The following is a 25,418-nucleotide window of genomic DNA, read 5'->3' on the forward strand; positions in this document are numbered from 1 at the left end:
GGGCGGTCCGCTAGGGCCGCCCTTTTTGATTCAGGGATAAGTCGCGCTGACGAAATACAGCCCGTCGGGCGGCGCATTCAGCCCCAGCGCGTTGCGGTCGGCGGCATCGAGCGCGGCCTTCAGGTCGCGCGCCGACCATTTGCCATAGCCGACGAGCGCGAGGCAGCCGACCATCGAGCGCACCTGATGATGGAGGAAACTGCGCGCCGCGGCCTCGATAATCAGCTCGTCGCCGTGGCGGCTGACGGTCAGCTTGTCGAGCGTCTTCACCGGGCTTTGCGACTGGCAATGCGCCGAACGGAACGTCGTGAAGTCATGGAGGCCGACCAGTTGCTGCGCCGCCCCGTGCATCGCATCCGAATCGAGCGGCCGGGCAACCTGCCACGACAATCCCTTGTCCCACGTCAGCGGCGCGCGGCGGTTGACGATGCGATATTCGTACGACCGGCCGATGCAGGCAAAGCGCGCGTGCCAGTCGTCGGGGACGATCTCGCACGCCACCACCGCGACCGGCGCGGGGCGAAGCTGCGCGTTGAGCGCCTCGGTCAGCTTGAACGGGGTCAGCGGCTTTTCGATGTCGACATGCGCGCGCATCGCGATCGCATGGACGCCGGCGTCGGTACGCCCGGCGCTGAACACCTGCACATTCTCGGTAGTGAAGCGGTGGATCGCTTCTTCGATGACCTGCTGGACGCTGGGGCCGTGCGCCTGCCGCTGCCAGCCCATATAGGGGCGGCCGTCAAATTCGATGGTGAGGGCGAAGCGCGTCATGCGAGGCGCGTGCCCGCCGCTATCGCGCGGCCGCGCAGCAGTTCGCCGGCGTCCATCGCGGGCTTGCCGGCGCGCTGGACACGCACCGCGCGGATTGCGCCGGGGTTGCAGGCGACAGTCAGCGCATCGTCGAGCGTGACGCCGGGAGTGGCGCCCGCGACCGTATCGGACGGGTGCACGACCTCGGCGGCCAAAATCTTGTAGCGTTCGCCGTCGAGTTCGAAAAAGGCGCCGGGCATCGGATTGAACGCGCGGATTTGCCGTTCGACCTGTACCGCGCTGGTCAGGAAATCGAGCCGCGCTTCACTCTTGTCGATCTTTGCCGCGTAGGTGACGCCGTCGTCGGGCTGCGCTTCGGAGGCGAAGGTGTGAAGGTCGGTCAACACCTTGACCATCAGGTCGGCGCCCATGCTCGCCAGCTCGTCGGTCAATTCGCCCGCGGTCTTGCCGCCCGTCGGCGTCCGCCCGATCAATCGCATCGCGCCGGTGTCGAGACCGATGTCCATCTGCATGATCGTTACGCCCGTCTCCGCATCGCCCGCGAGGATCGCGCGTTGCACCGGCGCGGCGCCGCGCCAGCGCGGCAGGATCGAGCCATGGACGTTGAGACAGCCTTCGCGCGGCGCATCGAGAATCGCCTGCGGCAGGATCAGGCCGTAAGCCGCGACCACCGCGACATCGAGGTCGAGCGCCGCGAATTCGGCCTGTGCCTCTTCGCTCTTCATGCTCTTTGGCGTGCGGACGGGCAGGCCATGTTCCTCGGCCCAGACGTGCACTGCGCTTTGCTGTACCTTCTTGCCGCGCTGTGCGGGGCGCGGGGGCTGTGTATAAACGGCCACGACCTCGTGCCCCGCGGCATGAAGCGCGGCGAGCGTCGGCACCGCAAAGGGCGGCGTTCCCATGAAGGCGATGCGCATTGTCATTTCTTGCGCGCCGCTTAAGACCATCCGTCATGGCATCGCAAGAGATTGAAGCGCTCGTCCAGCAACTCGCCCGCCTGCCGGGCCTCGGCCCGCGCTCGGCGCGGCGCGCGGTGCTGCACCTGATGAAGAAGCGCGAAAGCGCATTTGTGCCGCTGCTCGCGGCGCTGCAGACCGTGTCCGAACGGCTCGTCACCTGCGGCATTTGCGGCAATGTCGACACACACGATCCCTGCGCGATCTGTGCCGACCCGCGCCGCGATGCGCGAAGTCTGTGCGTCGTCGAGGAGGTGTCGGACCTCTGGGCGCTCGACAAGTCGCGGCTCTTCCCCGGCAAATATCATGTCCTCGGCGGCCGGCTCTCGGCGCTGGAGGGCATCCGCCCGCAGGATTTGGCGATCGACGCGCTGGTCAATCGCGTCGCGGCGGGCGGCATCGACGAGGTCGTCCTCGCCATGAACGCGACGCTGGAAGGGCAGACGACCGCGCATTATCTCGCCGAGCGGCTCGAGGGCTATCCGGTGCGACTGACGCAGCTTGCACATGGTTTGCCGGTGGGCGGCGAACTCGATTATCTCGACGAGGGGACACTCGCGCAGGCGCTTCGTGCTCGGCGGCCGGTGGGTTGACGTCGGGCGTCCGAGTTCATACCTGCACGCCATGGCCTTACTCCCTATCATAGAGACCCCGGATCCCCGGCTGCGCGTCATTTCCAAGCCCGTCGAAAAATTCGACGCCGAGCTGAAGCAGCTGGTCGCTGACATGTTCGAGACGATGTACGACGCCCCCGGTATCGGGCTGGCTGCGATCCAGGTCGCGGTGCCGAAGCGCATCCTCGTCATCGACCTGCAGGAACCCGATCCCGACGACGAAGAGGGCAAGAAGGTGATCCGCGAGCCGCGCGTGTTCATCAACCCTGTCTTCTCCGACGAGAGCGAGGAGCATAGCGTCTATCAGGAGGGCTGCCTGTCGGTCCCCGAGCAATATGCCGATGTGACGCGCCCCGCCGAGGTGACCGTCGACTGGCAGGATGAGGACGGCAAGCATCATCAGGAACGCATGACCGGCCTGATGGCAACGTGCATCCAGCACGAACACGACCATCTGGAAGGCATTCTCTTCATCGACCATCTGTCGCGGCTGAAGCGCGAGATGGTGCTGAAGAAGCTCGCGAAGCTGCGCAAGGCGGCGTGACCGGCCAATAACCGACAAAAAAAGAAACCCCGGCTTCCACCGGGGTTTCTTTTTGTCTGCGATATCGCGGCGGCTTACCCCGCCTTTGCGACGCCCACCATCGCGGGGCGCAGCAGCCGGTCTTTCAGCATATAGCCCGCCTGCATTTCCTGCACGATCGTGCCCGGCGTCTTGTCGCTCGGGATTTCGAGCATCGCCTGATGCTGGTTCGGGTCGAGCGGCAGGCCGATCGCGGCGATGCGCGTGATGCCGTTGCGTTCGAAGACGCTGAGCAATTCGCGCTCGGTGGCCTCGAGGCCGGTAATCATCGGCTTCATCGCCTCGTCGGCGCGCTGTTCGTCGCTGAGCGCGGCGAGTGCGCGGCCGAGGTTGTCGGCGACCGACAGGATATCGCGCGCGAACTTGGTCGCGGCATAGGCGTGCGCGTCGGCGACCTCCTTTTCGGCGCGGCGGCGCACATTCTGCGTCTCGGCGCGGGCGTAAAGCAGGTCCTGCTGCACCGCGGCGAGTTGTTCGGCGAGCTGCGCCAGCTCTTCATTGCCTTCGGCGGTTTCAACTTCGGGGTTCGCGCCGTCGTCGACCGGCGTGTCGTTTTCGTTGTTCGTCATAAGCCTTATCGTATCAGTCTGGAGAGCGATTGTGCGGTGAAATCCACCATGGGAACGATCCGGGCATAGTTCAAGCGTGTGGGGCCGATGACCCCGACCACGCCGACCACGCGCCCGTCCGATCCGCGATAGGGCGCCGCTATCACGGACGAGCCCGAAAGCGAGAATAATTTATTCTCCGACCCGATGAAAATCCGGGTGGCGCTGCCCTCGCGCGCGCTGTCGAGCAGCTGCGCGATGTCCTGCTTGGTCTCGAGTTCGTCGAGCAATTGGCGGACGCGGTCGAGGTCGCCGACCGCGCTGTCGTCGAGCAGATTCGCCTGCCCGCGCACGATCAGCACCGGCCGGTCAGCACCGTCGGATGACCAGATCGCGAGGCCGCGGCTGACCAGATCCTGCGCCGCGCGGTCGATCGCGATGCGCTCGGCCTCGATCTCGCGGCGCACACGCGCCATCGCCTCGGTGAGCGTCAGCCCGGCGAGCATCGAGGAGATATAATTGCCCGCCTCGACGAGTGCCGAGGGGTTGAGCCCCGGCGGAATGTCGATGACGCGATTCTCGACCGCGCCGTCACCCGCGACGAGCACGACGAGCGACTGGTTCGCCGAGAGCGGCACGAATGCGAGCTGTTTCAATACGCGCTCATGCTTGGGGACGAGGACGAGGCCCGCGCATGCCGACAGCCCCGACAGCGCCGACGTCGCCTGCGCCAGCGCGCTTTCGATCGGGCCGGCATCGGACAGGCTCGCCTCGATCTGCGCGCGGTCTTCGGCGCTGGGTTCGGCGACCTGCATCATCCCATCGACGAAGAGGCGGAGGCCCTGTTCGGTGGGGAGGCGCCCCGCGCTGGTGTGCGGGCTGGCGAGCAGGCCATATTCTTCGAGATCCTGCATCACGTTGCGGATCGACGCGGGCGAGAGATTGAGCGCCGCGAGCTTCGACAGCGTGCGCGATCCGACCGGCTGGCCGGTTTCCAGATACGCATCGACGACCAGCCGGAACACGTCGCGCGCGCGCGTGGTGAGTTCGGTGATCGGCGGAGTGGTCATATGGGGGATTTAGGGATGGGGAGGGGAAGGGGCAAGCGCGGTGCTTCGCGGCCCACCCAAGAAAAGGAGGTGCAATTGGCGGGCCTTCTGCATAGCCTCCCGCCCCGGGGGAGAAAGTCATGACAACACACCCGCTTACCCAGGACGACCCGCTCGACGATTTCGAGCACCGCGACATCGTGCTGCTCGGCCGCACGCACCGCGTCTACACGATGGGCCGCGGTCCTGCCGTCATCGTGATGACCGAAATGCCAGGGATCAGCCCGCACGTCGCGCGCTTTGCGCGCTGGGTCCGCGATGCCGGCTTCACCGTCTATATGCCGCATATCTTTGGGAAAGATGGGGCGGTGCCGCGGGCGCCTCGCATGTTGTTTACGATGATCGGCGGGTGCATCAGCCGCCAGTTCCGGGCTTTCCAGGCGAATGAAAGCTCACCGGCGACGCTATGGCTGCGCGCGCTCGCGGCGCAGGCGCACAAGGAATGCGGCGGCAAGGGCGTCGGCGCGATCGGCATGTGCTTCACCGGCAATTTCGCGCTGTCGATGATGCTCGAACCCGCGGTGCTGGCCCCGGTCCTCGCGCAGCCGTCGCTGCCGCTGAACGACGCGGCGGGGATGCATATCGCTCCCGACGAACTGGCGGCGGTGAAGGCGCGGATGGAGGCCGAGGACCTCACCGTGCTCGCCTACCGCTTCGAGGGCGACAAATATTGCAAGGCGGCGCGTTTTGCCGCCTATGAGGATGCGCTTGGGGACCGCTTTATCGGCAAGGCGTTGCCCGACAGCGCCGCCAATCCCGACAGTCCGATGAAGAACCCGCACAGCGTTGTCACGATCCATCTGATCGATGAGGCGGGCCAACCGACAGTGCAGGCGCGCGACGAAATCCTCGATTTCTTCAAGATGCGGTTGAGCGAATGAGGGCAGCAGCCTAAGGGCCACCGCAATCACCAATCGAAAGGAAATTTCATGCGCCCTTCCGGCCGCGCGCCCGACCAGATGCGTCCCATCGTCATCGAAACCGAATTCACCATCCACGCCGAGGGCAGCGTGCTCGTCAGCTTCGGCAACACCAAGGTGCTGGTGACCGCCAGCGTCGACGAAAAGGTGCCGAGCTGGATGCGCGGCAAGGGTGCGGGCTGGGTGACGGCCGAATATGGCATGCTGCCCCGCGCGACGCACACGCGCGGTAGCCGCGAAGCGGCGAAGGGCAAGCAATCGGGACGCACGCAGGAAATCCAGCGGCTTATCGGCCGCAGCTTGCGCGCCGTCGTCGATATGAAGAAGCTCGGCGAGCGCCAGATCATCATCGACTGCGACGTGATCCAGGCCGACGGCGGCACGCGCACCGCGTCGATTTCGGGCGCGTGGGTCGCGCTGCGCCTTGCGGTCGACAAGCTGCTTGCGGCGAAGACGATCGCCGAGGATCCGATCGAGGACAAGGTCGGCGCGATTTCGTGCGGCATCTATCAGGGCACGCCGGTGCTCGACCTCGATTATGACGAGGATTCGGTCGCCGAGGCCGATGGCAATTTCGTGCTGACCGGCAAGGGCCAGATCGTCGAAGTGCAGGCAAGCGCCGAAGGTGCGACCTATGACGAGGAAGGCTTGCTCCGCCTGCTGCGTCTCGCACGCATCGGTTGCGGCGAGATTTTCGCGGCGCAGGACAAGGCCACGGGGCGCTGAGATGACGCGGAGGCTCGTCCCCGGCAAGCTGGTGATCGCCAGCCATAATGCAGGCAAGGTACGCGAAATCCGTGCGCTGCTCGAACCGTTCGGGATCGAGCCGGTGTCGGCGGGCGACCTCGGGCTTCCCGAGCCTGAGGAAACGGGGACGAGTTTTCGCGAGAATGCGCTGTTGAAGGCGCATGCGAGCGCGTCGGCGTCGGGGCTGCCCGCGCTCGCCGACGACAGCGGACTAGAGGTCGCGGCGCTCTGTGGCCGGCCCGGCGTCTACACGGCCGACTGGGCCGAACGGCAATGGTTCGAGGGCAACCCCGGCCGCGACTGGTATATGGCGATGGGCAAGGTCGAAGGATTACTGGCCGAGCAGGGCCCGGACGTCGACCGCAGCGCGCGCTTCATTTGCACCCTCGCGCTCGCCTGGCCCGACGGCCATGCCGAAGTGTTCGAGGGCCGGGCCGAGGGCAGCCTGACCTGGCCGCCGCGCGGGAAACTCGGTTTCGGTTATGATCCGGTCTTTGTTCCGGCAGGTAACGTGCTGACTTATGCGGAAATCGATCCGGTCGAGAAGCATGCGATCAGCCACCGCGCCGATGCGTTCGCGAAGCTGGTGGCCGGAGTCTTCTGACCTTCCTTCGTCACCCCGGACTCGATCCGGGGTCGCCATCGGCCTTGGGGAACGTCCGCAAGAGATTCCGGCTTTCGCCGGAATGACGAAAGGGAGTAGGGGCCCAGCATGGCCGAACCTCTCGCCCTTTATGTCCATTGGCCGTTTTGCGTGTCGAAATGCCCCTATTGCGACTTCAACAGCCATGTGCGCGAGAGAGTCGATCAGGCGGTGTGGCGCGAGGCGTTGCTCGCCGATCTGCGGCATGAGGCGGCCCTGCTGCCGGGGCGCACGGTCGGGTCGATTTTCTTTGGCGGTGGCACCCCCAGCCTGATGCCGCCTGCGACCGTCGCGGCGGTGATCGCGGCGGCTGACAATGCGTGGGGCCTCGCGGATGACGTCGAAATCACTTTGGAAGCGAACCCCAATTCGGTCGAGGTCGCCAATTTCGCCGACCTCGCCGCCGCAGGGGTCAATCGCGTTTCGATAGGCGTCCAGAGCTTCGATTCCGAAGTGCTTGAATTTCTTGGCCGAGCGCACAGCGAGGATGAGGCGCGCCGCGCCATCGCGACCGCGCAGGAGCATTTCGCGCGCGTCAGTTTCGACCTGATCTACGCGCGGCCGGGCCAATCGATGGCGGCGTGGGAAAGCGAACTTGCGGGCGCGCTTGCCTTCGGCACCGATCATCTTTCGCTCTACCAGCTCACCATCGAACCCGGCACGCGCTTCGCGACGCTCGCGGCGAGGGGCGACCTCACCATCCCGGATGGCGACACCGCCGCAGACCTGTTCGACGCGACGCAGGCGATGACGCGCGCCGCGGGGCTGCCGCGCTACGAAGTGTCGAACCACGCGCGCATCGGGCAGGAGAGCCGGCACAATCTCGCATACTGGCGCTATGCCGATTATGCCGGTGTTGGTCCCGGCGCGCATGGGCGGCGTCTGGGGCAGGCGACCGAGCGGCACAAGAAGCCCGAGAATTTCATTTCCGCCGTCGATCGCAATGGCCACGGCTTGAAGGTCGAGACCGATCTTCCCGCGCACGAGCGCGCGACAGAGGCGATGCTGATGGGGCTGCGGCTGAACGAAGGGATCGATCTGGCGCGGATCGAGTTACGCAGCGGGCTGGCGCGCGAAGCTTTCGTCGATGACGGCGCGGTGGCGCGGTTGGCGGAGCAGGGGCTGGTGGAGCATGGCGGTGACCGGCTGGCGGTCACCGATGACGGCATCCTCCTGCTGGACTCGATCCTTTCCGAGGTGGTCAAAACCCACTAGCTTGCTTTGGGCCCGTTCGTGTCGAGCGAAGTCGAGACACCGCTCGACCTTGCGCCACGTCGATGGGCATCTCGACTTCGCTCGATGCGAACGGAAATGGGAAGACGGGTTGGCGCAAGACATGCTCCGTGACTGGGATGCCCATCTGGCGCATGAGAAGCGCCGGTCGGAGCACACGCGCCGCGCCTATATCGCGACCGCGACCCGTTTCTGCGCCTTCCTGTCAACGCACCGCGGCGGTGCGGTCGATCGCCCGATGCTGACCTCGCTGACCCCGAACGACCTCCGCGCCTATTTGGCCGATCGCCGCGCCGAAGGGCTGGGCAATGCGTCGGCGGCGCGTGAGCTTTCGGCGCTGCGTGGTTTTCTGCGCTTTGTCGGCGGGTCGGGTGCGAGCGTGCCGCAGATGCGCGGCCCGCGCGTCAAGAAGGGCCTGCCGCGGCCGGTTTCTCCCGCCGAGGCGCTACAGCTTGCGCAGGATGTCGAGAACAACGCCCGCGAGGGCTGGGTCGGCGCGCGCGATTTTGCGCTGCTCTTGCTGCTCTATGGCGCCGGGCTGCGGATAGGCGAGGCGCTGTCGCTGACCGGAGCGATATTGCCGCTCGGCGAGACGCTGCGCGTGACGGGCAAACGCGGCAAGGCGCGGATCGTGCCGATCTTGCCCGCGGTCGCCAGCGCGGTGTCACGCTATGTCGACGCTTGCCCTTATCCGATTGCCAAAGAGACACCGATCTTCCTCGGCGCGCGGGGCGGACCGCTCCAGCCCGGCGTGGTTCGCGCGAGCGTGCGGTCGGCGCGGCGCGCGCTGGGTTTACCCGAACGCACGACGCCGCACGCGCTGCGCCACAGCTTCGCGACGCATCTGCTCGCGGGCGGCGCCGATCTGCGCAGCCTGCAGGAATTGCTCGGTCATGCGAGCCTTGCTTCGACGCAGGTCTATACCGCGGTCGACGCCGCGCATTTGCTCGACATTTACAGGAATGCGCACCCCAGGGCTTAGTCGGCCTGCTTCGGCTTCCAGGTGATGACGCGGTAGATATAGACGACGACGAGCGAACCGATCGCGACCAGCGCCACCGGCCCGACAAAGGCATCGAGGTTAGCGAACTTCCCGCCGAACCAGTTGCCCGCGCCCGCGAGCGCGGCGATCCAGATCGTCGATCCGGCCGCGGTCCAAGCCAAGAATTTCGCCTGGTTCATCTTCACCATGCCCGCCGGCAGCGACACCATTGTCCGCGCAACAGGCATGAAGCGCGCGACGAAGATGATCGCGGGGCCATATTTCAGGAAGAAATTGTGCAGCCGTTCGACCTCGTCCCAGTCGAGCGTCAGCCAGCGGCCGTGGCGGTCGATAAATGGCTTGAGCCGTTCATAGCCGATCCAGCGGCCGACCCCGTACCAGATCCAGTTGCCCGCGGTCGTGCCCGCGACCGCGACCGCAACGAGCGTCCAGAAATCGAAATGGCCCTTGGCGACCGCGATGCCGCCAAGTCCCATGATCACCTCGGACGGGATCGGCGGAAAGACGTTTTCGAGGAACATGAGGATGAATATCCCCGCATAGCCCCAGTTCTGAATCAGATTGAGAATGAAGTCGGTCATGGCGGGGGAAAGCGCGGGGGGCGCAGCCGATCCGCCGCTTGATCGCGTCCCAGATCATTCCCGCCGTATCGCTGTTGTTGAACCGGTCGATCGCGACGATCCCGGTGGGCGAGGTGACGTTGATTTCGGTGAGCCATTCGCCGCCGATCACGTCGATGCCGACGAAAACCAGCCCGCGTTCGCGCAGCTGCGGTCCCAAGACGTCACAGATTTCCTTTTCGCGCGGGGTCAGCTCGGCGGCTTCAGCAAAACCGCCGACCGCGAGATTCGAGCGGAACTCGCCTTCGCCGGGCTTGCGGTTGATCGCGCCCGCGACCTCGCCGTCGACGAGCACGATGCGCTTGTCGCCCTTGCTGACGCTCGGCAGGAATTGCTGGACCATGAAGGGTTCGGGCCACACCTGTCCGAACAGCTCGACCAGCGCGCCAAGGTTCGCACCGTCGGCTTCGATGCGGAACACCGCCTTGCCACCGTTGCCGTGGAGTGGCTTGATCACGACGGCGCCATGACGGGTTTGAAAATCCTTCACCGCGTCGAGGCTGCGTGTGACCATCGTCGGCGGCATGAATTCGGGAAAATCGAGTACGAACACCTTCTCGGGGGCGTTGCGGACCGAGACGGGGTCGTTCACGACGAGTGTCTCGCCCGCAAGACGTTCGAGCAGCCATGTGCCCGTGAGGTAACCGAGATCGAAGGGCGGATCCTGCCGCATCAGCACGACGTCGACGTCGCGGCCGAGGTCGATCAGCACCTCGTCGCCGAATTTATAATGCGCGCCCGCTTCACGCTTTGCTTCAAGGATGCGGTGCGCCTTGGTCGTAAGCCGCCCGGCCTCCCACGTAAGGCCGCGTACATCATAGTGGTACAGCTCATAGCCGCGTTCGAGCGCCTTCAGGATCAGCGCGAAACTGCTGTCGCCCCCGATGTTGATATTGTCCATCGGGTCCATTTGTACCGCGGCGCGCAGGGTCATTATTTCTTCCTCAGGGTTGCCAGACGTGGACCAGATGGCGTGGCAGGCGCCTTGGCGCAAGGAGCATCACGTCGATCCTGATGTCATCGCGCGGGCCGGCGAAGCGCGGGCGCAGCATTTCGGCGGCAGCGGCGACGCGGCGCAGGCGATAATGGTCGATGGCAAGGTCAAGATCGGCGGCACGGTCGCGCCATTTGACCTCGATGAAAGCGACCATGCGTCCGCGCCGCGCGACAAGGTCGACCTCGCCGACGGGAACGCGGAGCCGTTCGCCGAGGATGCGCCAGCCGTGGAGGCGGAGCCACCAGGCGGCGCGGCGTTCGGCCCGGCGTCCGCGTGCTTCGGCCGCTGCGCGGTTCAAGCCTGCTCTTTCAGCGTCAGCGCACGTGCATAGACGTCATGGCGGTCGAGCCCGAAGCGTTTGGCAACCGCCTTCGCCGCCTGCGCGACGGGCTTGTCGGCCATCGCTTCACGGAGCGCCGCGTCGAGCGTATCGTCGTCGGCTTCCTCGGCCACCGCTTCGCCCGGCGGGCCGACGATCACGACGATCTCGCCCTTCGGCGGGGCATCGGCATAGCGCGCGGAGAGTTCGGTCAGCGTGCCGGTGACGCATTCCTCGAACATCTTGCTGATCTCGCGCGCGACCGCCGCTTCGCGATTGCCCAACCCCTCGGCCATCGCCGCGAGCGACGCCGACAGCCGCGGCCCGCTTTCGTAGAAGACCAAGGTCGCGCGCAGTCCCGCGAACTCGGCGAGCGTGTCGGCGCGCGCCTTCGCCTTGTTGGGCAGGAAGCCCGCGAAGAGGAAGCGGTCGCTCGGCAGGCCTGACAGGGTGATCGCGGCGATCGCCGCGCACGGGCCGGGCAGGGTGGTGACGTGGCGCCCCGCCGCGCGCGCATCGCGCACGAGCTTGTAGCCGGGGTCCGAAATCAGCGGGGTTCCCGCGTCCGACACCAAAACGACAACTTCTTGTTCCATCCGCGCAACCAGCGCGGCGCGGGTGCGTTCGTCGCTATGATCATGATAGGGGGTCATCGGCACACGCAATCCCAGATGCGACAGCAATTTCGCGGTCACACGCGTGTCCTCCGCGGCGATCACGCCGGCGGAGGCGAGCGTCGTCGCCGCGCGGGCGCTGATGTCGCCAAGGTTGCCGATAGGCGTCGCGACGATATAGAGACCGGGCAAGGGAGAATCTGAGATGTTCGAATCTGGCATGACGCTGAAAATGGCAGAAACTGCCGCCCAGCGCCAAGTTAATGCATCGCCGCGCCGGCAAATGCTGCGCGGGCTCGGTGTGATGGCGATGGCGGGGCTGCTTGGCGCGTGTCAGGTTGTTCCGAAAACCAGTGGCCCGGCGACGCCGCCGCCCCCAACCGACCCGACCGACAATGTCGGTCCCGGCCTTCCCACCGACACCGACCGCCACCGCGTCGCGCTGCTCGTGCCGCAGACGGGGCCGAACGCCGATGTCGGCACCGCGATCGCCAATGCGACGACGCTGGCGTTGCTCGATTCGCGTACCGAGCGTGTGCGCATCACCACTTATGACACCGCGCTGGGCGCTGCAGCGGCGGCGCGGCAGGCGGTTGCCGACGGCAACAAGCTGATCCTCGGGCCTTTGCTCAGCGAAGATGTCACCGCGGTCGCGCCGATCGCGCGCGGTGCGAAGGTGCCCGTCCTGAGTTTCTCGAACGACAGCAGCGTTGCGGGCAATGGCGTCTTCATCATGGGCTTCGTCCCCGGCCAGTCGGTAGAGCGCGTCGTCGCCTTTTCGCGCGCCAAGGGGCATCAGCGGTTCGGCGCGCTCGTGCCCAAGAATGTCTATGGCGACCGCTCGGCGGCCGCGTTCCGCGCCGCGGTCGCCGAAGCGGGCGGCACGCTCGTCGCAGTCGAAAGCTATGACCGCAGCGCGACCGCGCTGACGGGTGCGGCGCGGCGGATCGCCAATGCCGGCGCGATGGACGCGGTGCTGATCGCCGACAGCGGCGGCAACGCCATTCGTGCGGTGCCGGTGATCAAGACCACGGGGAACAAGCAGATTCTCGGCACCGAACTCTGGAATACCGATGCCGCGCTCGGCAGCAGCGCGGTGATGCGCGGGTCTTGGTTCGCCAGCGTTTCGGACGGCCTCTATGGCCAGCTCGCGACCAAATATCGCACGCGTTTCGGCAAGGCGCCGTACCGGCTCGCCAGCCTGGGCTATGACTCGGTGTTGCTGACGGTGCGCATCGCGCGCGACTGGAAACCGGGGACCAATTTCCCCGCCAACCGCCTGCTCGCCGCCGATGGTTTCGGCGGCATCGACGGCATCTTCCGCTTCAGTAACAGGGGTATCGCCGAGCGCGCGCTCGAGGTCAGCGAAATCGGCGCAGGCGGCTTCCGCGTCGTCGATCCCGCGCCGACCAAATGGTAGTCGTTCGCTGACAGTGGCAGACCGGCCACAGTCGGTCCGAAAAGCGTCATAATGAGAGCGCGGCGGCCTTTACGACGGCGCTTTGATCACTATATGACCACCACGCGTGTTTTTGCGTCGATGCTGCACGCCTATTTTAAATGTTCCAGGAGATACAGCTATACCACCGCCCATGACCCGTCGCCCAATGGCACCGATGCCGCCCAAAAACGGCCCGCGTTACAACGAATTTATCGCCTCCCCCAAAGTCCGCGTGATCGACGAGGAAGGCGAAAATCTGGGCGTGATGCTGACGGCCGAAGCGATTGAGCAGGCGGCTTCCGTCGGGCTGGACCTGGTTGAAGTATCCCCGAACGCCGATCCGCCGGTGTGCAAATTCCTCGACGTCGGCAAGTTCAAGTACGAGGCGCAAAAGAAGGCGAACCTCGCACGCAAGAGCCAGAAGACGCAGGAAATCAAAGAGATCAAGATGCGTCCGAATATCGACGATCATGATTTCGACGTGAAGATGAAGAAGGTCTTCGATTTCCTCGGCGAAGGCGACAAGGTCAAGATGACCATGCGTTTCCGCGGCCGCGAAATGAGCCACACCCAGCTCGGCCTCAACGTGCTTCAGCGCGTCGCCGAACTGACGTCTGAAATCGCGAAGGTCGAGGCGCATCCGCGCACCGAAGGCCGCCAGATGCTGATGGTCATCGCGCCGAAATAAGCGCGCCGGCTCAGCCGATACGAAATTCGAGGGCGGTCGTTCCAGCGGGACGGCCGCCCTTTTCGTATCGGCGCTCGATCATCCTGACGTCGCCCTCCGCCGAGATCGCGACGAGCGTCGAGGCGCGCGTGCCATAGACGTCGCCGCGCAGGAACAGCGCGGGGTCGTCCTCGGCCGTCAGCGTGTCGAGCAGCGTTTCAGGGGCGGCGCCGGCCGCGATCGTCGCTTCGAGAGCGAGGCGCAGCCGCTCGGCGCGCGGGCAGGGTGCATCGACGGGCTCGTTGGCGAGCGCATGGACCCCGGGCTCGAGCGGCATGATCAGCGGGACCGGCCGGTTGGTGAGCAGCCGCGCGCCGTCGCCCACCGCGAAGAGGTTGAACGCGTTGAAGCGCGGCAGATCCTCGGCCGCGGGATCGGCAAAGCGCCCTTGGCCGCGCAGCATGTCCGACACCAGCGCGCCGCGCGACTCCTTCGCGGGATCGGGCATGGCGCCGCGGACATTGGTGACGACCACGGCGCGGCCGCTGGGGCGATGAATCCCAAGCCATGTTCCGCCGGCCTGAAGGTCGCGGCCCGCGACGATCCCGCTGCCGTCGTCCCATTCGGCGAGCGGGGCGGCGGGGCGCGCGTGGAACTCGTCACGGTTCCCGATGAGGATCAGGGGCCAACGGGGATGGACCTGCCAGGCAAGGGCGACGACGCACATGGGGTGCCTATCGCGATTTGACGGCGGCTTGCCAAGCGCCATTGCCGGCGCCGCAGGATAAGCTGTTTCGCCGGTGTCGCAGGTGTGTTATATTGTTACTGCAGTGCGATCTTTCTGGAGGGGGAGACGAATGATGACCGAAGTGCGCAAAACGCCGTGGCACCTGTGGGTGGTCGGGGCGGTATCGCTGATCTGGAACGCCTTTGGCGCGATGGATTATACGATGACCAAAATGGGCAGCGCCGAATATCTCGCGGCCTTCACACCCGAACAGCAGGCCTATTTCGCCAGCTTTCCCGTCTGGGCGAACATCGGCTGGGCGCTTGGGGTATGGGGAGCGCTGCTCGGGTCGCTGCTCCTCCTCGTGCGCAGCCGCCACGCGGTGACGGCATTCCTCGTCTCGCTGATCGGGCTGGCGCTCAGCAGTGTCTATCAGTTTGGCATGCACTATGGCGACCTGATGCGGATGTTCGGCGCCTTTCCGATGATTTTCACCGCAGTGGTCTGGGTGATCGCGATCGCGTTGTTTCTTTATGCGCGGTCACAAGCGGCAAAGGGCGTGCTGCGCTGATTTAGCTTAGCCAGCTCGTCATCCCGGCCTTCGCGGGGATGACGAGCTTGGAAAGACGGCAGTTTTGGCTACCGTCCCCTAATGAAGGCGCGGATATCGGCCGACAATTTGTGCCGGTCCTCGTCGCGAATATACATCATGTGACCCGCGTCATAATAGGTGTAGCTGATGCGATCCTGCGGGATGCCGGTGCGCGACAGCGCATATTCGGCGGCGAAAAAGGGCGTCGCGAAATCATAATAGCCCTGCGCGACGAGCACCTTCAGCCCCGAATTCTCGCGCAGCGCCTGCCCGATATAGGGCGCGACGTTCAGATAGCTATTGCTGTCGCGATCGCCGATCCGCCAGTCCCATTGCCCGCCGATGCGGCCGATCGACTGATATTCGCGGTCGGTCTTGAACCCCAGCCCGTCGCGGCTCCAGCTATTGATCGCGGCGGTATAGCTCGCGTCGATGCCATAGAAGCTCGGGTCGTTGTCGGGGCCTTCGCCGGCGCTGTCATAATCCTTGCCGGTGTAGCGGCTGTCGAGGCGGCCGACGGTCAGGCCGCGATCGCGGAGCAGTTCCTTGTAGAAACGGTTCGGCGTGACGCGGAGGTCGGCGCTTTCGAGATAGGTTTCCGATAGCCCGGTGAAGCGCGACAGCTCGCGGCGGATCGCGGCGCGTTCCTCGCCCTGCAATTTCTGCCCCTTGAGCAAGGCCGTTGCATAGGGCCCGATCGCCCATTGCCGCGCTTCCTCGGCAAAGGCTTCGGGCGACGCGGCGGTCGCCTTGCCATGATAGAGCGCGGTCACCGCCATCGACGGCAGGTTGGTGATCGGCGACAGCTCGTTGCCCGGTGTATCGGCGCCGGCCGCGAAATCGAGCACGGTCGAAATCAGGATGATGCCGTTCAGCGCGACGTCGTTGTACGTCTCGTTCATCAGCTGGTTCGCGACCGCCGCCGAGCGCGTGGTGCCATAGCTTTCGCCGCCCAGATATTTGGGGCTGTTCCAGCGGCCATTGTCGTTGAGCCAGCGGCGGATCACCTCGGCGACGAGCTTCGCGTCCTGCGTGACGCCGTAATAATCCTTGGGATCGGCCTTGCCGATCAGGTGCGAGAAACCGGTGCCCGGCGGATCGATGAAGACGACGTCGGTGACGTCGAGCAGCGCGTCGGGATTGTCGACGATCGGATAGGGCGGCGCGCCGTCGTCGACGCCGGTGCCGGGGATCGCGACGCGCTTCGGCCCGAACGCGCCCATCATCAACCAGACAGTGCCCGATCCGGGGCCGCCGTTGAACAGGAAGGTGATCGGCCGGCTCGGGTCGCGCGGTTCCTTGACATAGGAGGTAGTGACGACCGCGACTTCGGGCACGCCCTCCTTGTTCTTGATGATCGTCTCGCCGATCGTCGCGGCGTAATTGATCCGCTGGCCGCCGAAGGTGCCCGACAGCTTTGTTGTGCGGACTTGCGGCTCATAGTCGGCGGGTTTTTCGGCTTTCGCCTTCTCGTCAGCGGGTTTGTCCTGCGCGTAAAGCGCGGCAGGCGTGGTGGCGGCAAGCGCCAGGGCGATAAGCGACAGACCTGTTTTCATTGATGACTCTCCCCGGTTTCGGGGCGGACCCTAAGCAGCGGCCCGAGGCGGGGCAAGAGCGCTGGTCGGAAAACGTATACGTTTTGTCGAAGTGAAGACTATCGCCCCCACTTGGTCTTGCTCTGCTTCCCGAACCGCCCCTTGCGCGTCCCCGGCTTGCCCTCGTTCGAGCGGCCGACGCGCGGAGCGACTTGTTGATCGACGGGCAGGCCAAGTTCGTCGGCCTCCAGTTTACGGATTTCGTCGCGGAGCCGCCCGGCTTCTTCGAACTCGAGGTCGGCGGCGGCGTCGCGCATCTTCTTTTCGAGGTCCTGGATATAGGCGCGGAGGTTATGTCCGACCATGTGCGCGGGCTTGTCCTCGCCGATGTCGATCGTCACCTGATCCTTCGACGCGACATGCGCAATGATGTCGCCGATGTTGCGCTTGATCGTCGTCGGGGTGATGCCGTGCTCGGCGTTATACGCTTCCTGTTTTTCGCGGCGGCGGTCGGTTTCGCGCATCGCGCGTTCCATGCTGCCGGTGATGCGGTCGGCGTAGAGGATGACGCGGCCGTCGACGTTGCGCGCGGCGCGGCCGATCGTCTGGACGAGGCTGGTCTCGCTGCGCAGGAAACCCTCCTTGTCGGCGTCGAGGATCGCGACGAGTCCGCATTCGGGAATATCGAGCCCCTCGCGCAGCAGGTTGATCCCGATGAGCACGTCGAACACCCCGAGCCGGAGGTCACGGATGATCTCGATGCGCTCCAATGTCTCGACGTCGGAGTGCATGTAGCGGACCTTGAGCCCCGCTTCGTGGAGGAATTCGGTGAGGTCCTCGGCCATCCGCTTGGTGAGCGTGGTGACGAGCGTGCGGTAACCCGCCGCGGCGGTCTTTTTCGCCTCGACGATCAGGTCGTCGACCTGTTCCTCGACCGGCTTGATCTCGACCGGCGGGTCGATCAGCCCGGTGGGGCGGATGACCTGTTCGGCAAACACGCCTTGCGTGCGGTCCATTTCCCAGGTTCCCGGCGTCGCCGATACGCTGACCGTCTGCGGGCGCATCATGTCCCATTCGGCGAAGCGCAGCGGCCGGTTGTCGATGCAGCTCGGCAGGCGGAAGCCATATTCGGCGAGGGTGATTTTGCGGCGGTGATCGCCCTTCGACATCGCGCCGATCTGCGGGATCGTCTGGTGGCTTTCGTCGACGAAGAGCAGGGCATTGTCGGGCAGATATTCGAACAAGGTCGGCGGCGGTTCGCCGGGCAGACGGCCGGTGAGGAAGCGGCTGTAATTCTCGATCCCCGCGCAGCTGCCCGTTGCGGCGATCATCTCGAGGTCGAAATTGGTGCGCTGCTCGAGCCGCTGCGCCTCGAGCAGGCGCCCTTCGGTCTCGAGCTCCTTAAGCCGCTCGGTCAGTTCGTGGCGGATCGCCTCGCTCGCCTGCTTGAGCGTGGGGCCGGGGGTCACATAGTGCGAGTTCGCAAAGACGCGGACATAGTTGAGGGTCGCGATCTTCTTGCCCGTCAGCGGGTCGAACTCGGTGATCTCCTCGATCTCGTCGCCGAAGAAGCTGACGCGCCAAGCCATATCCTCATAGTGCGAAGGGAAAATTTCGAGGCTATCGCCGCGCACGCGGAAATTGCCGCGCGCGAACGCCTGGTCGTTGCGCTTGTACTGGAGCGCGACGAGCTTGCGGATAATCTCGCGATTATCGGCGACCTGCCCCTTCTTGAGGTCGAAGATCATCGCCGAATAAGTTTCGACCGAGCCGATGCCGTAAAGGCACGACACCGACGCGACGATGATCACATCGTCGCGTTCGAGCAGCGCGCGCGTTGCCGAATGGCGCATGCGGTCGATCGCTTCGTTTACGCTCGACTCCTTCTCGATGTAGGTGTCCGACCGCGGCACATAGGCCTCGGGCTGATAATAGTCGTAATAGCTGACGAAATATTCGACCGCATTGTTCGGGAAGAAGCTCTTGAACTCGCCATAGAGCTGCGCCGCGAGGATCTTGTTCGGCGCGAGGATCAGCGCGGGGCGCTGCAATTCGTCGATGACTTTCGCCATCGTGAAGGTCTTGCCCGATCCGGTGACCCCGAGCAGCACCTGGTCGCGCTCGCCGTCGAGCGCGGTCGACACGAGCTCCTTGATCGCGGTCGGCTGGTCACCCGCGGGCTCATAGTCGCTAACCAGTTCAAATCGTTTGCCGCCTTCGACCTTGTCGGGGCGCGCCGGGCGATGCGGGACATAGCCCTCCGCCGTGTCGATTTCATCGAGCGATGTACGAATCTGAATTGCCATTGCCGCCAATATGGTATCGATGGGGCGGGTCCACAATCGCAATGAATCAAAACAGAACCCCCAAACGGACAGTCACAGGAGACAGGGTATGAAGAAATTTCTGACGGTCGCCGCGATCGGCGCCCTCATCGCGGTGTCGGGTTGCGGCAAGAGCGAGACCGCTGCGACCAGCGGTCCGGTGAAGCGCGAAGCCGGTAATTGGAAAACCGACGTCAAGCTGGTGAAATTCGAGGTCCCCGGCATGCCGGCGGAAGCGAAGGACCAGATGACGAAGATGATGGAAGGCGCCAGCGGCATGGACCAGTGCTTCACGCAGGAGCAGGTCGACAAGGAAGATGTCGCGGCCGAACTCGCCAAGGGTCCGGGCAACGGCGGCGAGTGCAAATGGTCGAAGAAGGACGTCGCGGGCGGCAAGATCGACGTCGCGGGCACGTGCACGGCGAACGGCCAGACGGTCGACATGGCGATGGCCGGCACGATGGAAGCCAAGAAGACCGACGTCACCATCACGACGAAGGGCAAGGTTCCGACCGGCGGCGACATGGAAATGGTCATGCAGATGACCAGCACCCACACCGGCCCATGCAAGGCACCGGCCACGACCTAAGTCACACATTTTTGATGAAAATGAGGGGGCGTCGGTGGAAACCGGCGCCCTTTTCGTATATGCAGAGGAAATATGGGGGTCGCTAATATGTCTGGTTATGTGACGTTGGGCGCCGACGAGCCGACATGTGCGTGCGTGCGCGCCTTGCGCATCGAAGCCACGTGAATTTGGCCGGCTGGCTCGACCGCCGCGGGACCCCGCTCTGGCTCGGCCTCGCGGCCGGGCTGCTCGCGGTCGCGGCGGGATTGCTCGCGGGCGGCGATGCCGCCGAGCGCGCGGGACTTGCCGCGCGATGGACGGCCCGCGCCGGCCTGCCGCTCTTCCTTGTCGCGTTTCTCGCATCGACGCTGGTGCGCCGCTGGCCGGGCGCGACAACGCGCGCGCTGCTTCGCCGACGGCGGCAATGGGGGCTGGGCTTCGCGCTCGCCCACACGATCCACCTCGTCGCGCTGGGCATTAACGTCATCGTCTATGCGCCGGGGCGGACCTGGCAGTCGCTCATCGGCGGCGGGCTCGCCTATGTCATCCTCTATCTGATGGCGCTGACCTCTACCGACGGGTGGCAGCGACGGCTGGGCCAATGGTGGGGACGCCTGCACCGGTTCGGCATCTATTATATCTGGTTCATTTTTACCGCGAGCTACGCTGGGCGCGCCTTTGGCGCCGATCCGGGCAAGCAGCTGGTCGGCGTCGTCTTTGGCAGCGTTATGGTCGGGGCGCTTGCGCTGCGCCTGTGGCCAGTGCGGCATGTTGAGGGGAGAGCGAGGGATGTCGACTTGCCGGGCGACAGAACAGGTGGGGCTGTCGGGCCGCCCGGCGAAGTCTTGAAATGAGGCCTGAGGGGGATCGAAGGGTGCCAGGGACCAGCTCGCACCTTTCGCCTTTTGGCCTCAACACCGCGTCATCGTAGGAATGCCGCGATGCCCAAAGGATGCCACAGTTTCGAAACTGTGGCAGTTACAAGGGGTCACATGCCGCTATGTTGCCATTTGATAACCAATCCTTAACCCGTTTTCGCGTTTTTCCTCGCCGATTGGCGAGGGGCTTTTCTTCTGATATGGCGTGCGGCCGCCTTGTTACCGTTACGTCGAAGTAACAATGGGTGGCCGCGCTTGTTGATTGGCGTATCACCCGCACCGCCCGCCAGGGGTATTTGAGGGTAGCATGGACCAGGCGAAAACGAACGAGACACAGGACCCCGCCGAGGTCGATCGGATCATCGCGGGAGAACTCGAGAGGCTGCTCGATTCCCCGATGTTCACGCGCTCGCCGGTGCTGTCGCGGCTGCTCCAATTCCTTGTCGAACATCGTCTTCGTGGCGGGCGCAGCTCGCCCAAGGCCTATGCCATCGCGACCGAGGCGCTCGGCCGCAGCGAAGATTTCGATCCCGCCGTCGACAGCTATCCGCGCGTCATGGTGGGGCGTCTGCGCAGCCTTCTCGACCGCTATTATGCCGACACGCCGTGGGTGCACCGGCTGCGCGTGCCGCAGGGCAGCTATGAAGTCGTCGTCCAGTATCGCGCGGCGCCTCCCTCGGCGCGGTCGGCCGACGACCCGGCAGGCGATGATGACGTCAAGACCGCAGACGCCGCGCGGCGCCCGGCGGGACCCGGCGGCGTCCGGCGCGCGCCCGATCGCGGCGCCCACTTTGGCCGCTGGATCGTCGTTCTCATCCTCCTCGCGCTCGCCCTCTTCACGCTGTGGGCGCTCCGCGGCGGATCCGCCCAGCTGTTCGCCGGCGATCCGGTGCCGGTCCCCTTGCTCGAAGTCAGCGCGCCGGCCGCGGGCAATTCGCCCGAATCGCGCGCGCTCGCCCGCGCCCTCGACGGCAAGCTGCGCGACGGGCTGCGGCGCTTCGATCTCGTCGACCTTTTGAGTTCGAAGACGCCCGGCAGTACCACCGCCGGCAAAAGCGACTATCGGCTCGACACATCGCTCGTCCGCACGGTCGAGGGCAACACCGACGTCACGCTCGTTCTCAACCGCGTCGCGGACCAGCGCGCCATCTGGTCGCAACAATTGCGCCTGACACAGGATGAAACGCCCGAATTTACCGCCATCGAGCCTCTGATCGCGCAGCTTGCCGGGGATTATGGCGTGATCGTGCGCGACCAGGTCCAGCGCCAGCCCGACAATTTTTCGCCCGGTTTCCCGTGCCTCGCGCAGTTCAACCGGGTGCGCCAGATGCGCAACACCACGAACGTGAAACAGGTCGACGCCTGTCTGCGCGCGACGCTCAAGGCCAACCCGCGCGATCCCGTCACGCTCACCGCACTGTCGCTCGTACGCTATGGCGACTGGCAGCCGCAGCGGATGACGCCGGCGGGGCGCGAGGCATTTGCCGAAGCGCGGGCGTTGGCGCAGCGCTCGTATGAAAGCAGCCCCAATTCTGCCGCGGGCCTGTTCGCGATGGCGCGCGCCAATTTCTATACGGGCAATTGCGCCGGCGGCAATGCGATGGGCGACGCCGCGATCGCGCTCAATCCCTATGATGCCGACATGGCGGGCTTTCTTGGCCTCTTCAAGCTGACGTGCGGGATGGGACCCGAGGGAGAGCTGTTGCTCCGGCGGTCGCTCCAGCTCGATTCCTCCTACCCCGGGGTTCCGGCGGTCACGCTCGCTTTCACGCTGTCGGAGCGCGGTGACCAAGATGAGGCGCGGCGGATCCTCGATCACATGCCGTCGCCGAGCAATATGGAGCCGCAATATATGATGGTGCGCGCGATCGTGCAGGCGCGGCAGGGGCAGGTGGCGGCGGCGCGCGCGCAATGGCAGCGGCTGCTTGCCTACACGCGCCAGCCCGCCGATGCGACGCCCGAACGGGTGCTGGGCCGGTTCATCATCACCCCGGTGGTGATCCAGCGCGCCTCGGCCGCGCTCCGCGATTCGGGTGTCGTCCCGGTTAAAGCTGCGCCTTGACGCTAGGCCGAGTGCTGCGCAGAGTGGCGCTATGCTCTCGCTTCTAGCCCTGCTGACCTCGGTCGCATCGCCCGCTCCCGCCGCCGTGGCGGTGCGTTTCGACCGCGAAGGACAGGTCGAGACGCGCGTCGCTCAAGGGCAGGCCGACCGGGCGAGCGGCCGCGCGATCACGCCTGACGATCCGGTGCGCGTCGCGTCGGTATCGAAGCTGATTGTCGCGCTCGGCGTGCTACGGCTCGTCGAGACGGGGCGTCTCGATCTCGATCGCGATGTGTCGGATTATCTCGGCTGGCGGCTGCGCCACCCGGCTTACCCTGACCGGCCGATCAGCCTGGCGCAGTTGCTGGGGCATCGGTCCGGGCTCAACGACGATACCGATTATGCTCTGCCGCTGGATGCCGATCTCGAAACCGCGCTCGCCGACCCGGCCGCCTGGGACAAGGCGCGTCCGCCCGGCGGCGACTTCGTTTATGCCAATTTCAACTACCCCGTCGTTGCCGCCGCGATCGAGGGCGCAACCGGCGAGCGGTTCGACCAGGCGATGACGCGGCTCGTTTTTCGCCCGCTCGGTCTCGATGCCTGTTTCAACTGGCCGACGTGCAGCGACGCGGCGGTCGCGCGGGCCGTCGTGCTGCACGATGCCGAGGGCAATGCCGTGCGCGACGACATGAAGGGCGCGCGGCCCGCCTGTCCGGTCGTCCCGGCAGCGAACGGCGGCTGCGACCTTGGCACTTATCGCCTCGCCCGCCACGGCGCCGGGTTCAGCCCGCAGGGCGGTGTTCGCATCTCGGCAAACGGCCTCGCGCGCATCGGCATCATGCTGCTGCGCCGCGGCGAAGACTTTCTGAAACCCGCAAGCCTCGCCCGGCTCGAAGCGATGGCGCGCGTCCGCCCGACGAGCGGTGAGGGGACGGGCGGCTTTTTCTGCGAATATGGCATAGCTATGCACAGCACCGGCGGGCCGGCGCTGCGCGACCCCGCATGCCGCGACGACCTGTTCGGCGACGGCCGCCTGCGCCTCGGTCATTCGGGCGATGCCTATGGATTGCGCTCGGGGCTCTGGTTCGACCTTGAAGGCGGCGATGGCATTGCCTATTTCGTCACGCAGGTGCCGGAGGGGCAGAAAGGGACACGGTCGGCTTACAGCGCTGCGGAGGAAGTCTTGGTCGACGCGGCGCTTCGCCACACGGCCGATGCCAGCCCTCTTGCCAGCCCCGCCCACGGGCACTAGGGCAATTTTCAACATTCACGACATAGTCAGAAAAAAGGAACTGTGCATGAGCGATTCGGCCGAAAAGGTTAAGAAGATCGTCGTCGAACATCTGGGCGTCGAAGCCGACAAGGTCACCGAAGAAGCGAGCTTCATCGACGATCTGGGCGCCGACAGCCTCGACATCGTCGAGCTGGTGATGGCGTTCGAAGAAGAATTCGGCGTCGAAATCCCCGACGATGCGGCGGAAAAGATCGCCACCGTCAAGGATGCGATCGACTATATCGAAGCGAACAAGGGCTAAGCCCCTGCGGTCCGGCCTGGCCGGACGCGGCGGCGACGCCGCCCACGCGTTTCCGGCTTCCCGGTCCCGAGCGTTCGCGCGCAGAGGCCGGGAAGCTTTTTTTATGGATATGCGTTTTCTTGAATGACGCGGCGCCCTGCGGGGGCAGGGGCCGATGAAAGGAATGACTATGCGCCGGGTTGTGGTGACGGGTTTGGGTTTGGTGACGCCGCTGGGCGCCGATGTGGAAACCACATGGGCCAATCTGCTCGCGGGAAAATCGGGCGCCGGGACGATCACCCATTTCGATGCGTCGGACCAGAAATGCACGATCGCGTGCGAGGTGAAGGGCCCCGACCATGAATATGGTTTCGACCCCGGCAAGCGCGTCGATCATAAGGTGCAGCGTCAGGTCGATCCTTTCATCATCTATGGAATCGACGCCGCCGGCCAGGCGATCGAGGACGCGGGCCTCGAGGATATGTCCGAGGAAATGAAGCTGCGCGCCGGCTGCTCGATCGGGTCGGGCATCGGCGGTCTCCCCGGCATCGAAAGCGAAAGCCTGCTGCTCGCCGAGAAGGGGCCGGGCCGCGTTTCACCACACTTCGTCCACGGCCGCCTGATCAACCTGATCTCGGGTCAGGTCAGCATCAAATATGGCCTGCAAGGCCCCAACCATGCCGTCGTCACCGCCTGCTCGACCGGGGCGCACTCGATCGGCGACGCCGCGCGGATGATCCGCGACGACGACGCCGACATCATGCTCGCGGGCGGTGCCGAGGCGACGATCTGCCCGATCGGGATCGCGGGCTTCGCGCAGGCGCGCGCGCTCAACATGAGCTATAACGACCGCCCCGAAGCGGCGAGCCGTCCCTATGACAAGGACCGCGACGGCTTTGTGATGGGCGAGGGCGCGGGTGTCGTCGTGCTCGAGGAATATGAGCATGCCAAGGCGCGTGGCGCGAAGATTTACGCCGAGGTCGTCGGCTACGGCCTGTCGGGCGATGCCTATCATGTGACCGCGCCGCATCCCGACGGTTCGGGCGCGTATCGTTCGATGGAAATGGCGCTGAAAAAGGCGGGCATGACCGTCGCCGACATCGACTATATCAACGCGCACGGCACCTCGACGATGGCCGACACGATCGAACTCGGCGCAGTCAAGCGCCTGTTCGGCAATGAAATCGCCAATGTGTCGATGAGCTCGACCAAATCGGCGATCGGCCACTTGCTCGGCGGCGCCGGCGCGGTCGAGACGATCTTCTGCATCCTCGCGATCCGCGACCAGATCGTCCCGCCGACGCTCAACCTCGACAATCCCGACGAGGGCACCGACGGCGTCGACCTCGTCCCGCACACCGCGAAGAAGCGCGAAGTGAAGGCCGCGCTCAACAACAGCTTCGGCTTCGGCGGCACCAACGCCAGCGTCATCGTCAAGGCGATCGATTAACCCC

The 25,418-nt window shown here is 65.3% G+C and carries 26 protein-coding genes and 1 pseudogene; 16 read left to right on the forward strand and 11 right to left on the reverse strand.

The features are described from left to right. Window positions 1-30: 30 nt before the first annotated feature. Entirely contained in the window at window positions 31-771 is a 741-nt protein-coding gene (gene truA, locus FG91_RS02120) for a tRNA pseudouridine(38-40) synthase TruA (RefSeq protein ID WP_037511310.1), read from the reverse strand. Further along, entirely contained in the window at window positions 768-1,688 is a 921-nt protein-coding gene (gene fmt / locus FG91_RS02125; protein WP_037511313.1) for a methionyl-tRNA formyltransferase, read from the reverse strand. Before fmt ends, truA begins: the two co-directional genes overlap by 4 nt. A 35-nt stretch (window positions 1,689-1,723) precedes the next feature. On the opposite strand from fmt, the gene recR reads away from it, so the two are divergent. Then, a complete protein-coding gene (gene recR / locus FG91_RS02130; RefSeq protein ID WP_037511316.1) occupies window positions 1,724-2,320 on the forward strand; it encodes a recombination mediator RecR in 597 nt (198 codons plus the stop codon). A gap of 31 nt (window positions 2,321-2,351) precedes the next feature. Beyond that, complete coding sequence (gene def / locus FG91_RS02135; protein ID WP_037511319.1) at window positions 2,352-2,885, forward strand: peptide deformylase; 534 nt, start codon at window positions 2,352-2,354, stop codon at window positions 2,883-2,885. Window positions 2,886-2,959: 74 nt separating this feature from the next. On the opposite strand, the gene grpE is transcribed toward def, so the two are convergent. Both grpE and hrcA read right to left on the reverse strand, forming a co-directional pair. Then, entirely contained in the window at window positions 2,960-3,493 is a 534-nt protein-coding gene (gene grpE / locus FG91_RS02140) for a nucleotide exchange factor GrpE (RefSeq protein WP_037511322.1), read from the reverse strand. A 5-nt stretch (window positions 3,494-3,498) separates the two neighbouring features. Continuing rightward, a complete protein-coding gene (gene hrcA / locus FG91_RS02145) occupies window positions 3,499-4,542 on the reverse strand; it encodes a heat-inducible transcriptional repressor HrcA (RefSeq protein ID WP_037511326.1) in 1,044 nt (347 codons plus the stop codon). A 119-nt stretch (window positions 4,543-4,661) separates the two neighbouring features. On the opposite strand from hrcA, the gene FG91_RS02150 reads away from it, so the two are divergent. The 5 genes from FG91_RS02150 (at window position 4,662) to FG91_RS02170 (ending at window position 9,106) form a co-directional block, all read left to right on the forward strand. Continuing rightward, on the forward strand, window positions 4,662-5,462 hold the full coding sequence (locus FG91_RS02150; RefSeq protein ID WP_037511329.1) for a dienelactone hydrolase family protein: 801 nt from the start codon (window positions 4,662-4,664) through the stop codon (window positions 5,460-5,462). A gap of 48 nt (window positions 5,463-5,510) precedes the next feature. Further along, entirely contained in the window at window positions 5,511-6,227 is a 717-nt protein-coding gene (gene rph / locus FG91_RS02155; protein WP_037511331.1) for a ribonuclease PH, read from the forward strand. Window position 6,228: 1 nt separating this feature from the next. Then, window positions 6,229-6,852 (forward strand): RdgB/HAM1 family non-canonical purine NTP pyrophosphatase, encoded by a 624-nt coding sequence (gene rdgB, locus FG91_RS02160; RefSeq protein ID WP_037511334.1) that lies wholly within the window; start codon window positions 6,229-6,231, stop codon window positions 6,850-6,852. Between the two features lie 108 nt (window positions 6,853-6,960). Then, window positions 6,961-8,106, forward strand: a complete 1,146-nt coding sequence (gene hemW / locus FG91_RS02165; RefSeq protein ID WP_037511337.1) for a radical SAM family heme chaperone HemW — start codon at window positions 6,961-6,963, stop codon at window positions 8,104-8,106. A 121-nt stretch (window positions 8,107-8,227) separates the two neighbouring features. Further along, window positions 8,228-9,106 carry a tyrosine recombinase XerC gene (locus FG91_RS02170; RefSeq protein WP_037511340.1) on the forward strand — a complete coding sequence of 293 codons (879 nt, stop codon included), beginning with the start codon at window positions 8,228-8,230 and terminating at the stop codon, window positions 9,104-9,106. Here FG91_RS02170 and FG91_RS02175 read toward each other — a convergent pair. From FG91_RS02175 to rsmI, 4 genes and pseudogenes are all read right to left on the reverse strand, one after another. After that, window positions 9,103-9,708, reverse strand: a complete 606-nt coding sequence (locus FG91_RS02175) for a DedA family protein (protein ID WP_037511344.1) — start codon at window positions 9,706-9,708, stop codon at window positions 9,103-9,105. The two genes, FG91_RS02170 and FG91_RS02175, sit on opposite strands and share 4 nt — an antisense overlap. A gap of 28 nt (window positions 9,709-9,736) precedes the next feature. Then, window positions 9,737-10,681 (reverse strand): annotated as a pseudogene (gene gshB / locus FG91_RS02180) (glutathione synthase); the annotation flags it as partial. A gap of 10 nt (window positions 10,682-10,691) precedes the next feature. Continuing rightward, entirely contained in the window at window positions 10,692-11,042 is a 351-nt protein-coding gene (locus FG91_RS02185; protein WP_037511347.1) for a YraN family protein, read from the reverse strand. Continuing rightward, window positions 11,039-11,899, reverse strand: a complete 861-nt coding sequence (gene rsmI / locus FG91_RS02190) for a 16S rRNA (cytidine(1402)-2'-O)-methyltransferase (RefSeq protein WP_037511350.1) — start codon at window positions 11,897-11,899, stop codon at window positions 11,039-11,041. Before rsmI ends, FG91_RS02185 begins: the two co-directional genes overlap by 4 nt. A gap of 61 nt (window positions 11,900-11,960) precedes the next feature. Between rsmI and FG91_RS02195 the strand changes: the two genes are divergently transcribed. Beyond that, window positions 11,961-13,097 (forward strand): penicillin-binding protein activator, encoded by a 1,137-nt coding sequence (locus FG91_RS02195; RefSeq protein WP_152567978.1) that lies wholly within the window; start codon window positions 11,961-11,963, stop codon window positions 13,095-13,097. Window positions 13,098-13,269: 172 nt separating this feature from the next. Further along, window positions 13,270-13,806, forward strand: coding sequence for a translation initiation factor IF-3 (gene infC / locus FG91_RS02200; protein ID WP_037511353.1), 537 nt, complete (start codon window positions 13,270-13,272; stop codon window positions 13,804-13,806). Window positions 13,807-13,816: 10 nt separating this feature from the next. On the opposite strand, the gene FG91_RS02205 is transcribed toward infC, so the two are convergent. Next, the gene (locus FG91_RS02205) at window positions 13,817-14,512 is read right to left on the reverse strand and encodes an NRDE family protein (protein ID WP_037511356.1); all 696 of its coding nucleotides are present in this window, start codon (window positions 14,510-14,512) and stop codon (window positions 13,817-13,819) included. A gap of 130 nt (window positions 14,513-14,642) precedes the next feature. Between FG91_RS02205 and FG91_RS02210 the strand changes: the two genes are divergently transcribed. Then, complete coding sequence (locus FG91_RS02210) at window positions 14,643-15,083, forward strand: hypothetical protein (RefSeq protein ID WP_235211906.1); 441 nt, start codon at window positions 14,643-14,645, stop codon at window positions 15,081-15,083. 68 nt (window positions 15,084-15,151) lie between these two features. Here the strand turns inward: FG91_RS02210 and FG91_RS02215 are convergent, their stop codons facing one another. Continuing rightward, window positions 15,152-16,660, reverse strand: a complete 1,509-nt coding sequence (locus FG91_RS02215) for a S10 family peptidase (RefSeq protein WP_037511359.1) — start codon at window positions 16,658-16,660, stop codon at window positions 15,152-15,154. 98 nt (window positions 16,661-16,758) lie between these two features. Continuing rightward, window positions 16,759-18,945 (reverse strand): excinuclease ABC subunit UvrB, encoded by a 2,187-nt coding sequence (gene uvrB, locus FG91_RS02220; RefSeq protein WP_037511362.1) that lies wholly within the window; start codon window positions 18,943-18,945, stop codon window positions 16,759-16,761. A gap of 88 nt (window positions 18,946-19,033) precedes the next feature. On the opposite strand from uvrB, the gene FG91_RS02225 reads away from it, so the two are divergent. The 6 genes from FG91_RS02225 (at window position 19,034) to fabF (ending at window position 25,414) form a co-directional block, all read left to right on the forward strand. Beyond that, on the forward strand, window positions 19,034-19,552 hold the full coding sequence (locus tag FG91_RS02225; protein WP_037511364.1) for a DUF3617 domain-containing protein: 519 nt from the start codon (window positions 19,034-19,036) through the stop codon (window positions 19,550-19,552). A 161-nt stretch (window positions 19,553-19,713) separates the two neighbouring features. After that, window positions 19,714-20,385 carry a hypothetical protein gene (locus tag FG91_RS02230; protein ID WP_052187227.1) on the forward strand — a complete coding sequence of 224 codons (672 nt, stop codon included), beginning with the start codon at window positions 19,714-19,716 and terminating at the stop codon, window positions 20,383-20,385. Window positions 20,386-20,716: 331 nt separating this feature from the next. Beyond that, window positions 20,717-22,471 carry a tetratricopeptide repeat protein gene (locus tag FG91_RS02235; RefSeq protein ID WP_037511367.1) on the forward strand — a complete coding sequence of 585 codons (1,755 nt, stop codon included), beginning with the start codon at window positions 20,717-20,719 and terminating at the stop codon, window positions 22,469-22,471. A 31-nt stretch (window positions 22,472-22,502) separates the two neighbouring features. Continuing rightward, window positions 22,503-23,702 carry a serine hydrolase domain-containing protein gene (locus FG91_RS02240; RefSeq protein WP_052187228.1) on the forward strand — a complete coding sequence of 400 codons (1,200 nt, stop codon included), beginning with the start codon at window positions 22,503-22,505 and terminating at the stop codon, window positions 23,700-23,702. Between the two features lie 46 nt (window positions 23,703-23,748). Then, on the forward strand, window positions 23,749-23,985 hold the full coding sequence (locus FG91_RS02245) for an acyl carrier protein (protein WP_003039428.1): 237 nt from the start codon (window positions 23,749-23,751) through the stop codon (window positions 23,983-23,985). A gap of 169 nt (window positions 23,986-24,154) precedes the next feature. Beyond that, window positions 24,155-25,414, forward strand: coding sequence for a beta-ketoacyl-ACP synthase II (fabF, locus tag FG91_RS02250; RefSeq protein WP_037511371.1), 1,260 nt, complete (start codon window positions 24,155-24,157; stop codon window positions 25,412-25,414). Window positions 25,415-25,418: the final 4 nt, after the last annotated feature.

The sequence above is a fragment of the Sphingopyxis sp. LC81 genome, assembly GCF_000756375.1.
Lineage (GTDB): Bacteria > Pseudomonadota > Alphaproteobacteria > Sphingomonadales > Sphingomonadaceae > Sphingopyxis.